Origin of the sequence: Leptospira kirschneri serovar Cynopteri str. 3522 CT, assembly GCF_000243695.2 — a bacterium.
GTDB lineage: Bacteria > Spirochaetota > Leptospiria > Leptospirales > Leptospiraceae > Leptospira > Leptospira kirschneri.
Genome location: NZ_AHMN02000018.1, coordinates 1 through 15529, shown reverse-complemented (window position 1 = coordinate 15529; position 15529 = coordinate 1). Strand labels below are relative to the sequence as shown.

The following is a 15529-nucleotide window of genomic DNA, read 5'->3' as shown; positions in this document are numbered from 1 at the left end:
ACTCTTCCTAAGGAAATCGGAAAATTGAAAAATTTACAAGAGTTGAATTTGAATAAGAACCAACTCACAATTCTTCCTAAGGAAATTGGGCAATTGAAGAACTTGCGAAAGTTGAATTTGTATGATAACCAATTTACAATTCTTCCTAAGGAAGTTGAGAAATTAGAGAATTTGAAAGAGTTGTATTTGGGTTCTAACCAACTCACTACTCTTCCTAACGAAATAGGACAATTAAAGAATTTGCGAGTGTTGGAGTTGACTCATAACCAATTCAAAACTATTCCTAAGGAAATCGGACAACTAAAGAATCTTCAAACGTTGAATTTGGGTTATAACCAACTTACAGCTCTTCCTAACGAAATCGGACAATTAAAGAACTTGCAATCGTTGTATTTGGGTTCTAACCAACTTACAGCTCTTCCTAACGAAATTGGACAACTACAGAATTTACAATCGTTGTATTTGAGTACTAACCGACTCACAACTCTTCCTAACGAAATAGGACAACTACAGAATTTGCAATCGTTGTATTTGGGTTCTAACCAACTCACAATTCTTCCTAACGAAATCGGACAATTAAAGAACTTGCAAACGTTGTATTTGCGTTATAACCAATTTACAACTCTTCCTAAAGAAATCGGAAAACTACAGAATTTACAACGGTTGGAATTGAATTATAACCAACTTAAAACTCTTCCAAAGGGAATTGGACAACTACAGAACTTGCAGAGAATTTGAAAGAGTTGTATTTGGGTTCTAACCAACTCACTACTCTTCCCAACGAAATAGGACAATTAAAGAATTTGCGAGTGTTGGAGTTGACTCATAACCAATTCAAAACTATTCCTAAGGAAATCGGACAACTAAAGAATCTTCAAACGTTGAATTTGGGTTATAACCAACTTACAGCTCTTCCTAACGAAATCGGACAATTAAAGAACTTGCAATCGTTGTATTTGGGTTCTAACCAACTTACAGCTCTTCCTAACGAAATTGGACAACTACAGAATTTACAATCGTTGTATTTGAGTACTAACCGACTCACAACTCTTCCTAACGAAATAGGACAACTACAGAATTTGCAATCGTTGTATTTGGGTTCTAACCAACTCACAATTCTTCCTAACGAAATCGGACAATTAAAGAACTTGCAAACGTTGTATTTGCGTTATAACCAATTTACAACTCTTCCTAAAGAAATCGGAAAACTACAGAATTTACAACGGTTGGAATTGAATTATAACCAACTTAAAACTCTTCCAAAGGGAATTGGACAACTACAGAACTTGCAGTGGTTGGACTTGGGTTATAACCAATTTACAATTCTTCCTGAAGAAATCGGAAAACTGAAGAACTTGCAAGAGTTGTATTTGAGAGATAACCAACTCACAACTATTCCTGAAGAAATTGGACAACTACAGAACTTGCAAGAGTTGTATTTGAGAGATAACCAACTCACAACTATTCCTGAAGAAATTGGACAACTACAGAACTTGCAAGAGTTGTATTTGAGAGATAACCAACTCACAACTATTCCTGAAGAAATTGGACAACTACAGAACTTGCAAGAGTTGTATTTGAGAGATAACCAACTCTCATCCGAAGAAAAAGAAAGGATTCGAAAACTACTTCCAAAATGCCAAATTTACTTTGAATAATATTTCTTTTTCATAGGTCTCCCCTATCCGTAATTCGGATAAGGTGGATTTCTTATCTTGTTTCAACTAGGCTTGTATTTTTATATCATTCGGAGTCGTGGTTATGTTTCCGAAAGAAAGTATGAAGACGAAGTTTATGCCCTTACAAATTAAATTTTACCAGATAGCAAAACAGAATACTTAATTATTTTTGCTATTATTTGGTAGTGTACTTAGATATAAACAAGGGATTAATCCTCCAAATCCACCTAAAATGACCGCCAAAATACCAGAGAAAAGTCCGATTAATATGAAACCTATATGAGTATGAAGATTTTTCTTCTTAAGAATAGTAAATGATATAAGCAGACAGCTCACTACAGCAATAAAACTACCAATCTTTACTCCTATTTGAAAGCTCTCTTTAGGTAGAAACTTCAAACCAACAATTCCCAGCAACCCTATGGCAATACTAGAAATCAATCCGGAAAATATTATTATAATTATTAACCATACAATGTAGAAAACGACTGCTTCTTTCCAACTACGTTGATAAGCAAAATCACTTATTTTTTTAAACATTATTCTTTCCTATGAATTAATTTTTGAGAAGAAATCAAGCCTAATGAAAGAGGGTAACCGAAATTCCACCTAAACCTTAAAACCGCATTTAACGGATACACCGAACTTTCCACACCGCATGCGCACAACAGCATCTAAGAAGCCGAGCACAAATTCTGTGAGAATTTTAATCTATTTTTTTGGTCTGATCGGTATATAAATATTCTCTTCAGAATTTGGGTCACCATTCCTATACTTATCTCCTAAAACTTCAAAATGAGGCCGGTGGTCCAGGGCATACATCGAATCTGGCAGCCACTCACCATGAATATATTCAAATATTCTAACATCCGTGTTTAGACCTTTATAGTGAAAAATTGCATATTCCCCCGCTGGAATCACAAGAGATTCCATATCCCTAGGGATATGTTCAAAATCATTAACTTCAACGCCGGCCCATCTTTCAAAATGCGATTCCGGATTGAAGTCTTTCTTGGAGAATGAGAAACTTTTCGGATATACGGCGAGAGAGAGTAAATCACTGCTGATTCTGTTTTTAATTTGTACGCATTTTGGTATGAACTTGCCCCAAAGTAGACCGATTTGATAGTTCGAGAAATTCATTTGCATTCGGATACCTATAAGTTTTTTCTCAGTTATTGATTCAATCTTAGTTTGTACTATCATTGTATTGATTCTGCATTTTTAAGTAGGTTCGTCAATTCGTTCCAAAATGTCGTAAAGTTTATTCTACTCTTCTAAAAGTTAGTTGTGTTTGTTTACGATTTTCTTGTATATAATTCTTCTATAATTTTTTAATCCTACTGTCTCGATGTTTTTGATATTCAGGAAATTTCAGGTCAAATTCGGCCCAAAAATTCTTATTAAGCCTATTTTTGTCATTTTTATAATATTCTAATATTCATTTTAAAAAAGAAATCCGTGTTATTAAGCCGTATTTATGATTTTAACTTCCTCAGATTACACCCTCTTACTTGGTATTTCAAAAGTTTTTAGTTTGTTTTTGTTAAATCCATTTCAGTTTTTTAGTAATTTTCTAAATTTTTTAACCGATAGTTATTGTATTAAAAGTCTTTTCAACCGGGACTTTTAATTCCTTGGGTAAATTTTTTTAATCTTCATTTCTTGCCTCATTCAACTGGGGCTATTTTTTTCTGCTAATCATCTACAGACAATTTCTGATTTTGGGATTCTAGCTTTCTTTGATTTATTCTTTTGCACTTTTACGTATTGAATTTATATCGATTTATACAGATCATTTTTCAGTTTTATTATATACGCATTCATTTCCTTATCTGGATAAAGACTTAATTTTAGGAAAAAATTTACAAAGTTCAGATTTTAATAATTCTTCAGAAAAATGATTTATAGATTAATTTTCTATTCGTTAGAATGCTGGAAATTCCAGTATCGGAAACCAGAGAGTTAAATTTAACTATTGAATATATTTTTATACTTTGGAATTTGAGAAATCTACAAAATGATTATCGAATTCGTCTATTGTAAATACTCGCTACAAGTTCCGCTCTCTCCGAACGCTCTAGAGTGGGATACCTTACCGCTAAATCAAAGTGTTTGTCCGCGATATTCATAGTGACAAGAGCTTTCGAAGCAATAAGTTTCAAATGATAGTCATGTCCATCCATAATACGATATAAGCCCAATACGCAGAATGAAAAGATTCGACTTAAAATCGGTGTCGGAGCGCCTTCAATGACTAACTCTCTAATTTCAAACGCGTCGTAATGCAAAATTGCGACTGACCAAAAAATAGCGAATATTAAAAGTCCAAAAGCGGAATAAGCACCCAAGAAAATATTTTTCAAAGGAAGTATATAACAAAAAATGATAGCGAATAGAAGAGCGATTAAGATTCCAGATAACATCAAGAAAGAACGGATTCTTTCATCGCCTCGCTTTCTAATCATCATTAAACCTAAATCAAAAGAAATTTTTATTACTGAAATAAAGCCAAAGGCTGTCAGTAAATGGTAGTTAAAAAGAGGGAAAAACGAATAACCGGACATATCATTTATCCGGGCATAACCTCCGCAAAAAGAGATGATCGAAAATGCCGGAAGTAATACAAAGATTATAATCGTTTGATAAGCATTCATCGAATATTTAATTTTAGCAATAGAATAAACTACCATTTCAAGAAATAAGGGAATGAATGGAATTGGGAATAAGATCCAGTTCGAATATATTTCTCGATATTCATTTGGAACCAATAATCGCATACCGTATCCAACCATCCAACTGCAAAGCATGAAACATAAAAATAAGAAATGCTTTTGTATTTTCGCTCTAGGTTGAATGCGATACACATAAATTCCAAGGTATAGTATAAAGAAACCTGTAATAGATGTTATCATTCAAATTCTCTAAAGCGATATTTTGACACGCGCTTGCGATGATTTTGACGCAATCTCTTGTAAAGTTTTTTTTTCAATTTCTACGACAGAGCATACACATAGTTCTCCTTTCAAATATAATCCAGGGTAGTAAACATCTTCATAGAATCGATGAGAAAGATGTGCTCCAAATTTTTTATAAAACAAGCCTATACTTTTAAGCGCACGCGGATACATTCCATAGATTATTGAAAATTGCTTTTGAACACAAAACTTAGCTACAGCTTTAAATGTTTCCCTGGCCGCTCGCCAACCATCGTAAGTATGAACAAACGCTAAAGAATTCCAATCAGCGACCTTCTCCTCAATAACTGCATAACGTCTATGAGGGATTTTTTCGTCTTCATTATAAATCACTGCATTTTCCAAAGGAATGATGTTATATGGCTTCTTTTCAACTATACGCATTACTGACAGAATCTCACTTCCCTTTTCAAAATAAAACCAAGTGGACCATTCATCATAATTGAATGCTCGCCAGGGCGTGTCACTATATCCTGCACTGTCAAATGAACGACGCAAAAAATCTTTGATCCGAGCAAGCTCCCTACCAGAACCAATTCCTGAAATCATTTTAATCGAGTTTTCTGAAATCAATGTAGACATAACTTTATTATGTCTCTTATTTTTAAAAAAATCAAGTAGTTGTACTAATTTTAGAACACAATATTTTATTAACAAATTACTTTATAAATTTGAGGATTGAACCTTTTAACAATTCGTAGCTATCCTTTTTGACTTTCGTCAGAAGTTTAACTAGCTCATATAGCTTTGCATCTTTCTTTATCTTATAGAAGAATCGAATTTCCTCGTCGCTGAAGATTTCGACGTTTGCTTTAATCATATCTCCTTCACCCGTTGTCAGCCAGACAGAAGAAATATTCGTATGGTGTTCGAAATTAACTGCAAATGTTGAAGTCAACGGCCTTTTCCCAGCAGCGACTCTATAAAGGTTGGTATGATGAATCTTCATCCGAAGTGCAATACTTCTTGGATTTAGCCCTTTAGTTTCCAATAAGAAATCCAAAGCAATATTTAACCGTTTCAAGACTTCATCATCGACTTTCGGATGCTTTTCAGATTTCATATAATAGCAAAATTATAATTTTCTAATTGTGCCTATGGCACATTTTTTAATTGACTTGTTGCCAGCGGCACAATATAAATTAACCGATCTCGAATTCAATATAAGCAGTACAGGTCAATAAATGTCAGATTCAAAAAAGTTCATTCGTATCAAAAAAAATAAACTTCTTGCATTCATCCTTTATAGAGTCGTTCGAAATTTTTTAGAAAAGCGTAAAATTCTACCATTCTTTTTTAACTCTTCGTTTTGGTTTCCTTCCACTCAAAGCAAAAGGGAACACTCGAAAAGTCTCCTGCAAAATATTGATCTTAATCAAGTTCGATTGAATGAATTTTTGGACGAAGATTTACGATTGTCAGACTTTGCCATATACACAGGGCCCAGCACTCAAACGTCGCACCACTTGAACCACGAATTAAATATAAGTTTTAAGGATTTTCTGAATTTTAGCAGGTTAGAAGAAACCAAAAGAATAATTCACCTCAAAGGAAAACAGACCAACCTGTTAGAATCCGTCTTTAATTCGATCACTTCCTTCCATAAATCCTATTCTCTGATTTTTGTTTATGATAACTAAATTTTGAAAGTGCGATTTACGCAATCGAAAAGTAAAAATTGAATTCAACATCTTAAGTAATCAAAACCAAAGTAAGAGAAATCTATGGTAATCAATTATTTTAAAATAAAACCCTTAGACATCACAGAATCCGAGTTAGACGAATACTCGAAATATATAGGCTTTCCGTTATACAAAGAAGATCGAGAAGCTATTCTAAAATCGACAAGTTTCCGTAAAGTCTTGGCTATTTTAAAAATATTAAAACTCAACTCTCTCAATCATTACTTTGTGGATGATTTAGAAAGTAACGATGAGTTTCCAATAAGACAAATTTTTTAAAATCAATATCATGTCCAAGTTCCTTTCCATATTTGATATAAACACAATCGGAATTTTAGATTATGAGAATTTCTTAAAGTTGGGAGCTATCTATTTTCATGCTTTTGCTGTAGTTATTGGATTTTTATTAGGATTTTCTAAACTTTTTTCGAGTGATGGTTTTAATAAATCCTACGGGTCCGTTTTACAATCTGCTGCGTTTTTTCTAATTTTAAATAACGGTATTCTGATCGATCAAGGAACTTTGCGAAACGATAGTAGAATGTTATTCGGTTCTTACTATGGCCTAGTTCTTTATTCTAGTTTGGCTGTATTTGTTTGTTTCCAGTATATATTAGAATCTTTAGATAATCCTTGGATTTATTGTAAAAAACTTTTAGGAATCATTCCAGTTACGATTTTACTTTCTTATTTCATTCCCGATTTTTACTTTATATCTTTCACAAACATTCTAGGATTTGCGATTTCTATTTTTACCTTTATCTGGTCTTTGAGAAAGGCTTTAAAATCAAATAAACCTATTTTATACCTCAACCTCCCCTTTTTATCGTTTTTAATTTCTATTTGTTTTGTTTTTGATTTTCTTGGTACAGTTTTTAATAAAAAGGATTTCTTTCTTTTAACAGAAATGATTCCGGGTTCCGTTATTTGTTATACACTTGTTTTAGAACGTTTTTTCCCTTCTTTGTTTAATAAGACGGCTACTGTTACGATTCCAGATTCTAACATAACCAATGAAATTGAATTAGAAACCATTCCTGAAGTCAAAGAAACTCAAAAAAATAAATATCCGTCTAGAGATTTGTTAGAAGGGATCGATATTGAAAAAGTTAAAATTAAGCTAAATCATTTTTTAGATTCTAAAGGTTTTATAGACGAAGAACTAAGACTCCCTGATTTTGCCTCTGGTTTAGGTCTTTCCACTCATCAGGCTTCTTACTATCTAAATCAATATTTGAATATGAGTTTTACTGATTTCCTGCAATTTCATAGAATCAACGAAGTGAAAAATATGATGCGTATAAAAGCGAATTATAATCTTTTAAATATTGCTTTTGAGTGTGGTTTTAATTCTGCTTCTTCCTTTCATAGAGCTTGTGTTAAATATACGGGTAAATCTCCCAGAGATCTTAGACAAGAACTTCTTTCTACTGAAACCCAAAGAAAAGGTGAAAGTGAATGAGTAGAAAACTTAATAGTTTTTTTATATAGCAGTAATGCAGATCAAATTACTTTCTTTTCTTCTTGTTATGTTTCAATTTTTAGATTTCTCTTTTTTTAGTTTTTGCGAGGCTCAACGAGATTTAACATTTTAATCTCTTATCCGAATATTAGGTTGTTCTGGATCCTCAATGGCCACAGATTTAGTTATGATACAAACATCTATATCTATATTTTCACCTTCTCCATATCCCGCACTGATATTGATAATTACATTATAATAACCCTCTTCCAATTTTTCTACCGTAACATCGTTTATAAAATCGTTAGGAATAAGGCCCGGTGGTTCAAAGTTAATATTTTTAACTTTTTCGAAAACTAGATAACCGTCCTCAATGTCTTCATCCGTATAATAATTCCATCGTTCAGAACGAACACGAGATATACACGTTATCTGAATTTTAACTTCTTGAGCCCAGCTATCTAAAATAATCTTTTTGCAAGCACGATCACCGAGATAAATCGTTTTTATGAAATCTTCAAGTTCCATTGTTATTTAATTGGCCAGTGCGCCGCTTTGCTATCCCAAGGTACTTCTTTCCCCAGTGGATCAATTGATTTTCCTTGGCCTCTCGAGTAAGGTCCAGTTCCTTCTAAATGTCCATGTCCGTGCGGAGTTTTATCGCCATCATGACCTTTTGGATTAAGACGCTGATAATTAGATCCATTAGGATACAATGTATGAGTATCTGCACCATCCTTTCCCGCTTTCACTGTCTTGCCGCCAACTGGTTCTATCATGATATTGCCTTTTTCATCTCCAATAAAACGGCCAACCTTTTTTCCTGTAGCTGGGTCAATCGTTGCACCTGGTTTTTTTCCAATTTGATTCCCGGTATTATTCCCTTTATTGCTAACACCTGACTTTTCAGCATCATTAGATCCATTTTTACCGCCATCGCCAATACTTTTTTGAGATCCTTTTTTTGCATTTAACGGATCAAGACCGGTCTTCTCCATCTGTTTCGCATCATTTGGAGAAACGGAAGTGTCTCTAGGCTTGTCAGCCTTACTTGGAATCATATCTCCACAGTTAATTGTTCCGGAAGAACAAAGAGCCATTCCGGCTGCTGCTATACTCTGTCCAACTCTCACAGCAATTGGAATCAATTGTGCCAAATGCCCGGTCGGATCTTTCGCGCCAATCGGATTCCCTTTCACATACGAGAAACGGTTCCAACCTTGCGTATCAAACTCACCGTCAATCACCGAATCCGCACTGGTAAACCTCGCAATCCCAGGATCGTAAAATCTCGCATTGAAAAAATAAAACCCAGACTCTCTGTCTAACTCCTGCGAATTAAACTTAGGAGAAAAATTCAAATCTCCCCGTTGCACAAACGTCTCACCATAAGGAAGATACTGCATCAGAGAAAGAGTATTCCCCTCATCGTCTAACACGGTAGAGACGGAATCTACTTGATCAGTCAGATAATACGCAAGAGCACCCGCCTCATTCAGAGCAGCAATACGAACCTCGTTCAAATAAACGTTGTTCACACTTGAAATCACATTCTCAGACTCGATAAACTCCAAACCAAAGAACTTGCTAGGATACAAAATCTCAACGTTAGAAAAAACATTGTTCTTCGGTTCTAAAGAAGACTTCCGAATCCGAAAACCACTCTCGTCATACCAGTAACTACCCAAGATCGCATTGTTACCATCCTGAATCTGAGTAATACGATCTTGAGAATCGATGCTGATCCGTTTTGTTAAATCTTTAACATTGTCTCTTTGTCTTGTTAAGTTCCCATTGGCATCGTATTGCATTACAAGAGCATCCGCACCCGAACGACTCGAATCAATATTCGTAACTTGATGATTCGTGTATTGGTAACTCCAAACGTCTTGAACAGAACCACTCACAGGATCATGAAATCTCTTAGAAGATAAGTTACCATTCTTCGCATAAACAAAAGACTGTTGAAACCTTCTCGAAAGATTCCCATCCGCAATTCCCAAATAACTACCGTTAGCAGATGTTAGGCGACCCAAACCATCGTAGCCATAAACGTATTGAGTATTGAAGTCGGTCGTGTTGTTTGCAATATTTGTAATGTTGTTATTCGGATTAAATGCATATAAGACGTCTTGTAAAACCTTGTTACTACCACCCACATCCCCAGAAGAATTGAGTCTTACCATTCTCCCCTTTACGTCATAGCCGTAACTGGTTGTAATCCCGTTTCCAAGCGTAAGACTCGACGTCTGACCAAACTCGTTGTAGGAAATATTTTCAACAATGTCCTTGTTACAAAAACCAGGAAAAATACCGTTTGTATTGACTTGAACAGAAATCCCACTAATATACCCGGCGGTTCCGTAGTTGTAACAAGCCCTCATTCTTCCGTGAGAAATCGGATGTTCCGGATAGTCGATACGAGTCACACGACCCAATAAATCGTATCTAGTTTCTGTAATATACGGTCCCCCGGTTTCTGTCGGAAGAGGGTTTCCTTCTGTAGTCGCTAAAATCACTCTGGTTTCTTTCTTCACCCTTCCTAATTTGTCGTAACTAAGGGTTTTGTTTTGGTTCGAATCTTCAATTCGTACGAGTTTGCCTACAGAATTCTCACTCCCCGAAAAAGAATCATACGTATATTGAATATTCCCTTCTGGGATATTTTTAGTTAGGATTCTTCCTACACCGTCATACGTGAAAGTGGTCGTAACACCTTTTGCGTTTGTTTGAGAAGTTAAATCCCCGAAATTGTTGTAGTTGTAGGAACTCACACCTAAATCAGGATCACTTTCGGCTCGTAACTTTCCAAATGCGTCGTAACTCCAATAAGCCTGGTTTCTTCCGGAAACGTCTTTTGTGGGAACTCCTCCACTGGAACTAGGACAACTCATCAAACTGCCGTCGTTTAAATCACTCTTCTTGATTCTGTTCCCCGCGATGTCGTAACAAAATCCGATCTTGGCCCCTGTCCCGTCGGTAGAAAAGTCTTCTACATACAATACTTCCCCACTCGCATTTTTTACAGTGCGTTTACTCGTTTCGGAACTGTTGAGTCTCTGCGTTTCAAACGCAGTATTGTAGGCCGTTGTTACGACCACAGGAGAAGTTTCCCCTTCCGCAAGTGGTAGAATCGTTTTTTTTACCCGACCAATCGGATCGTATTCAAAACTTGTTGGATTTCTTTCTTCTAAATGCAGAACAAACCGGTCTATCTCTCCCGACGTTGCCCAGTTACTTTGTCCTTTACGGACTACTTTTCCGGTTCCGTCATATACAACTCTTCCCGTAATCGCAAAATTACCGTTAGACGCGGATTTGACCGTATATATGTTCCGACCCATTCCGTCCGTGTAGGTCCTACTTGTAAAGTCTGGATCTCCTGTGCCCGTCACAAACGTTGTCTTTGCACTCAGTGGAAAACTAGAGTCATAGCCGTAGTTTGCGGTTGTGAGAGTTCCCACATCCGTGTCAGAACTCGTTCGGATCAGTCTTCCAAAGTTGTCATATTCAAAATAGCTTTTGTTTCCGTTTGGATCTGTGGTTGTGGTCGGAACTCCAAACGCAGTCGAATAGTTGATTTGATGTGTGGTCGTAAGTACGACACTCCCTCCGAATTTTGTTTCCTGCGTTACAAACTGATTGAGTTCATTGTCATATTTGTAAGAGTTCCCACGCGCAGGACTAGAACTTGTATCCTTTCAACCGTTTTGTTTCCAAAATTGTCATATTCAAATTCGGTTGTATGAGTTCCCACAGTAGAAAGTCCACTTCCTGTATAGCTACTGACACGTTTGATTAGATTTCCTCTTGTGTCGTAACTGAAAAGTGAAGTAATCTCGTGGGAACTCCCGCTGTTTGTCACACTTCGAGTCGCCCTTCTTTGGTTGGTCGTGTCGTCCGTTTCAAAATCGGTGATGGAAGTTGTGGTCGTAACACCGTGCACAGAATCACTAAAATGATCCGTGGTGGACTCGGTCTTCCGACTGATTTTAGTTCCACTGATTACTACGTCGGAGGTTTGTGTCGTAGTTCTTTGACCACTTAAAAACTTTTCGACTTTGGTCGTAACAGGAAGGTAACTTGTCACACCCGGTGCCATTGCAATTGGTTTTACATCATACGTTGTCTGGATGGTTCCGTAGTCGTTATTGTCATTCCCGATGATCTTCGTTTCTTTTTCCGCACCAGAAAGCGCACGGTTCATTAGAAAATCAGAATAAGGTGTAGTATGATACAGATGAGTTGCTCTTTCCCCATACGCTTCGTGAATGGTAAATTCAGAAAAACCAAAATAGTCAGATTCTTTTTTACCGTTTAAAAATGTAGAAAAAGCAAAACCGTTTTTGTATTCGTAGTTTTTAGTGATGATATTAGAAAAACCGTCGTCGAGTGAAACTCTAGTACAAACGCGATAGTTTGTAGGTAGGTCCGGAATATCGTCTTCCCCCGTGTTGTCAAACTTAGTAGAATTGGAATATTCAAAATCATAAATACCTCCAATTCCGTTTTTGACTTTCTCGATCACGTCTGGAACCGTTCCAGTCGAAAGTGCAAAATACCAGGTAGGTTCTTTTAAATGAAAAATTCCTACGTCTGTCAGTCCATCCCCGTTGTAGTCTCCGTGGATCCAACGAAATACATACACTTGAGAAGCAAGATCAAGACGATCTAAAATTTTTGTGACTACACTCGACGGCAAAGAAACAACTTTACTCTGCAAAAGATCGTAAATTTTGTCTTCTCCGCCAGAAACCACAATCGGATTTCCACCATTGTCAAAACGGTCCGAAAAACCAACAACACCCGCGTTATATACGTTTTTTTGAATATTCGTAGAATTGATTTTAACTTTGGTAAACGAAGTCCCGTTGTCTAAGTTTTTCCCAAATACGATCTCGCCCGTGCTCGTAAGAGCATATACAATCCCCGCCGGGTTTTTTGAATCGTAGTCCGTAGTCGTGATCGGAAGTACAAACTCTCCCGTTAAACGTTTAAATTGAATCTGATTGGAAGAAATCGTTCCTAAATACCATTTGTGTGTGGTGGTTCTTCTATCTACGATTACAAGTTGTGCTTGTGTGGTTGTAAATTTCCCCGAAAAAAAACTAAATTCTTTTCTTCTCTGTCGGTTTTCGTTTGTCCCCGCTTGAAAAAGATCATTTAAGTCTGTAGCAGTTAAATCTCCATTCGGAGTAAGAATTTTTGTACCACCAAGACCCGAAAGAATAAACCGTGCGTTTCCACTGGAAGTCTGATCATCTAATATGAGAACCGACTGAGAAGTATTGTTTTCAAAATGATCTACCACAACCCCACTGTTATTTGGATCAAACTTAGTCACGTCCGTATCACTCAACAAAGCTAAATTCAAAACATCGAATGTAGTTCCGTTTGTGTTTTTAATCACAAAAAACTGATTGGTAGTTCCCTGTTTTTTGTAAAATAGAACTTCGTCTTTTAAATTGTTTGTATATCTGTCCGGTTTTCCACCAAAAAGAGTGGTAATCCCTGTTCCTTCCGGGTTAAAAGAAGTGTTTACTCGTGAGGCAAACGTGTTGCCCTGTTTCAAATTCCAAACGTTTTCCTTACGGTTAAAGATCAAAAGTTCGGGAGTAGAACTGCAGTCGTTGGAAGTAAAACAACCTCCAAATACAACCTCTCCTTTTCCAAAATTTAGATTTCCATCATATTTGTAAGAAAGTAAAATCGTCTTTGTATCGTTAGATGCACTAAAACTTGTTTTACCCGATTCTATTTTTACCTCGTCTTTAGGAAGAGGAGTTTTGAGGATTCTGTCCGGATCGGGTCCATAGCTTAGGTCGCTATATATTTTGTATCTAAATCCGTTCTGTGTCGCTTCTCCAATCCAGAATTTGCCGTCACTCTCAGAGTAAAACCCTATGTCTGTTCTTCCGTCCCCGTTAAAATCACCTTGTAGCCAACGAGTTACTGTTTTAAACTGAGGAGTTCTTGACCAAATCTTAAAATTGATTGTGCCGTCCCCTGTTTCTCCGAGCGTCCATTCTCCATTACTTCGATCGAATAGTAGAAAGTCTGAAAAACCATCTCCGTTAAAATCACCACTAAACCGGTCGTGTCCAAATAACGACTGTTCGGGTGTGGTAAACACTTTGTAGAGTTTCCACTGCATTTGAAAAGTTACGGAATCGTTTTTATTTGGATTACGATGATTTTCACCTACAAACCACTTTCCCGATCTAGAGTCATACAAAGAAATGTCCGTTCTTCCGTCTCCGTTGTAGTCTCCTACAAGAAAGTTTACTTTGTCGTGGTCTTTTCCAGGTTTTGTTAAATCATTTGTATTCGAACTATCTAAATTAGAATCCGGTGTATAATCATTTCTGAATACGTTTTGAAACTTCTTACTAAACCTTAAAAATTCAAAACTTCCCCCTTTATTGAGCATCAACGTCCATTGACCGGTAGGTTCGTCAAAAAGAACACTGTCACTCAATCCATTTCCGTCGTAGTCTCCTGGGAACCATTCCATTCTAAAAATATCCGGAACAGAACTCATCAGTCTTCCGTAACTTTTAAACTGTAAAACCCTTCCGTCGTGTTCTGCTACTACAAAGTCTCTGGTTTCAGGTAGATAAAAGGCAATATCACTTCTTCCGTCTGCGTTATAGTCTCCGCTTACGTTTCCTTTAAAAAACCGGATCTTTTCTAAAGAGTCGTATCCTTGATACCGATTTGCATACAGTTTGAAGTTATATCCTCCTTCTTTTCTTCCTTCGGCCGCCTTCCAATTCCCTGACTTCGGATTAAAAAAGAGTAAATCAGAAATCCCATCTCCGTTAAAATCTCCTTCAAAGTATTGAGTGGAGTTTGGATCTTCTTCGATTTCGGATGACGTTTGGTTGACTACATTCTGCCAGGTAAGTAGTCTGTTAGAGGATTGATAAAAAAACTCTGGTTTTGTCGTATTTTTACTGGATTGTATATTTTTAATTCTAGGCCTTCCCGAATCCGTAGAAATTTCGTATTCTGGAATATACTCATACAATTTTCCTCCCCCATCCCAACCTACTTCGATTTTTTCTAGGAGTCTGTCCATTTTCATGAGGAATCCAGGAGAAGTGGAAACGTAAAAATCTTCTCTTTGTTTTGTAACAAATCTTACGTATTGTTTGGCGGATGCGCCGTTTTTAGAGTTTCCTGTATATCGTATTTCTTTTAAATAGAGATTTCTATTTTTTGAATATTCTGAATTGTCGTAATTTGCCTGTAGATAGTTTCCGTTTTTATCTTCTGTTTTTGTCAAATACCAGCTATACGTTCTGCTGGTATTGTATGGATCAAAAATCCTACTTTCTAATCCTTCTCCGTAGATGGTTTTAGTTCCGGAAGTATCTAACACTTCCCAGACTCCCCCACTTTCTATTTGAGTCAGTTTGAATATTAGAAAGTCTTCATTTGTAATTTCTGCTCGGTAGATTCCGTTTTCGTTTGTTGTATTTCCGCTTACTTTGACGAGTTTCGTTCCGTTCCAGGTAAAACTGTCTCTTGTATCGTAGTAGAGGGCTCCGTATTCTGGAGTTCTTGTTATACTTCCAAGTCCTAAGCTCCATCCAATTCCTAACCATCCATCTCCCCCGGTAGAAGTATACGTTAGACTGAGTTTAGGTTCTATTCCTGCACGTCCGGGTAGTGTTTGGATGGGATATGTTAAACTGATATTTCCGTAGTGATTTGGTTCCGGGG

General features: G+C 36.5%; 11 protein-coding genes and 1 pseudogene. 5 read left to right on the top strand and 7 right to left on the bottom strand.

Translation table 11 applies throughout. The features are described 5' to 3' along the window. Both LEP1GSC049_RS2000000226965 and LEP1GSC049_RS2000000226960 read left to right on the top strand, forming a co-directional pair. Positions 1-738 (top strand): leucine-rich repeat domain-containing protein (locus LEP1GSC049_RS2000000226965; RefSeq protein ID WP_016561139.1); only part of this gene is annotated, 738 nt, incomplete at its 5' end. Continuing rightward, positions 735-1658: a leucine-rich repeat domain-containing protein gene (locus LEP1GSC049_RS2000000226960; RefSeq protein ID WP_016561138.1), complete on the top strand. Its 924-nt coding sequence runs from the start codon at positions 735-737 to the stop codon at positions 1656-1658. The genes LEP1GSC049_RS2000000226965 and LEP1GSC049_RS2000000226960, both read left to right, overlap by 4 nt. Before the next feature lie 180 nt (positions 1659-1838). Here the strand turns inward: LEP1GSC049_RS2000000226960 and LEP1GSC049_RS02000000224915 are convergent, their stop codons facing one another. The 5 genes from LEP1GSC049_RS02000000224915 to LEP1GSC049_RS02000000224910 form a co-directional block, all read right to left on the bottom strand. Next, entirely contained in the window at positions 1839-2219 is a 381-nt protein-coding gene (locus tag LEP1GSC049_RS02000000224915; protein ID WP_016747966.1) for a hypothetical protein, read from the bottom strand. 171 nt (positions 2220-2390) lie between these two features. Further along, complete coding sequence (locus LEP1GSC049_RS209410; RefSeq protein WP_004754886.1) at positions 2391-2885, bottom strand: GyrI-like domain-containing protein; 495 nt, start codon at positions 2883-2885, stop codon at positions 2391-2393. Between the two features lie 818 nt (positions 2886-3703). Beyond that, complete coding sequence (locus tag LEP1GSC049_RS209415) at positions 3704-4594, bottom strand: LIC10906 family membrane protein (protein ID WP_004768301.1); 891 nt, start codon at positions 4592-4594, stop codon at positions 3704-3706. A 9-nt stretch (positions 4595-4603) separates the two neighbouring features. Further along, the gene (locus LEP1GSC049_RS209420; RefSeq protein ID WP_016561141.1) at positions 4604-5239 is read right to left on the bottom strand and encodes an LBL_2463 family protein; all 636 of its coding nucleotides are present in this window, start codon (positions 5237-5239) and stop codon (positions 4604-4606) included. Between the two features lie 76 nt (positions 5240-5315). Next, positions 5316-5720, bottom strand: coding sequence for a hypothetical protein (locus tag LEP1GSC049_RS02000000224910; protein ID WP_000834274.1), 405 nt, complete (start codon positions 5718-5720; stop codon positions 5316-5318). Between the two features lie 121 nt (positions 5721-5841). On the opposite strand from LEP1GSC049_RS02000000224910, the gene LEP1GSC049_RS2000000228895 reads away from it, so the two are divergent. The 3 genes from LEP1GSC049_RS2000000228895 (at position 5842) to LEP1GSC049_RS209435 (ending at position 7801) form a co-directional block, all read left to right on the top strand. Beyond that, the gene (locus LEP1GSC049_RS2000000228895) at positions 5842-6297 is read left to right on the top strand and encodes a hypothetical protein (RefSeq protein ID WP_004768300.1); all 456 of its coding nucleotides are present in this window, start codon (positions 5842-5844) and stop codon (positions 6295-6297) included. An 84-nt stretch (positions 6298-6381) separates the two neighbouring features. After that, positions 6382-6618: an LIMLP_19325 family protein gene (locus LEP1GSC049_RS209430; protein ID WP_004768298.1), complete on the top strand. Its 237-nt coding sequence runs from the start codon at positions 6382-6384 to the stop codon at positions 6616-6618. 10 nt (positions 6619-6628) lie between these two features. Continuing rightward, the gene (locus LEP1GSC049_RS209435; RefSeq protein ID WP_016561143.1) at positions 6629-7801 is read left to right on the top strand and encodes a helix-turn-helix domain-containing protein; all 1173 of its coding nucleotides are present in this window, start codon (positions 6629-6631) and stop codon (positions 7799-7801) included. Between the two features lie 129 nt (positions 7802-7930). On the opposite strand, the gene LEP1GSC049_RS209440 is transcribed toward LEP1GSC049_RS209435, so the two are convergent. Further along, positions 7931-8329, bottom strand: coding sequence for a DUF6258 family protein (locus tag LEP1GSC049_RS209440; RefSeq protein WP_000418082.1), 399 nt, complete (start codon positions 8327-8329; stop codon positions 7931-7933). Between the two features lie 2 nt (positions 8330-8331). Next, positions 8332-15529: pseudogene (locus LEP1GSC049_RS2000000228890) on the bottom strand (SpvB/TcaC N-terminal domain-containing protein); the annotation flags it as partial.

Bases quoted from the DNA above. Each gene is read 5' to 3' on its own strand.
- LEP1GSC049_RS02000000224915 (WP_016747966.1), bottom strand. From the start codon at position 2,219: ATGTTTAAAAAAATAAGTGATTTTGCTTATCAACGTAGTTGGAAAGAA.
- LEP1GSC049_RS209410 (WP_004754886.1), bottom strand. From the start codon at position 2,885: ATGATAGTACAAACTAAGATTGAATCAATAACTGAGAAAAAACTTATA.
- LEP1GSC049_RS209415 (WP_004768301.1), bottom strand. From the start codon at position 4,594: ATGATAACATCTATTACAGGTTTCTTTATACTATACCTTGGAATTTAT.
- LEP1GSC049_RS209420 (WP_016561141.1), bottom strand. From the start codon at position 5,239: ATGTCTACATTGATTTCAGAAAACTCGATTAAAATGATTTCAGGAATT.
- LEP1GSC049_RS02000000224910 (WP_000834274.1), bottom strand. From the start codon at position 5,720: ATGAAATCTGAAAAGCATCCGAAAGTCGATGATGAAGTCTTGAAACGG.
- LEP1GSC049_RS2000000228895 (WP_004768300.1), top strand. From the start codon at position 5,842: ATGTCAGATTCAAAAAAGTTCATTCGTATCAAAAAAAATAAACTTCTT.
- LEP1GSC049_RS209430 (WP_004768298.1), top strand. From the start codon at position 6,382: ATGGTAATCAATTATTTTAAAATAAAACCCTTAGACATCACAGAATCC.
- LEP1GSC049_RS209435 (WP_016561143.1), top strand. From the start codon at position 6,629: ATGTCCAAGTTCCTTTCCATATTTGATATAAACACAATCGGAATTTTA.
- LEP1GSC049_RS209440 (WP_000418082.1), bottom strand. From the start codon at position 8,329: ATGGAACTTGAAGATTTCATAAAAACGATTTATCTCGGTGATCGTGCT.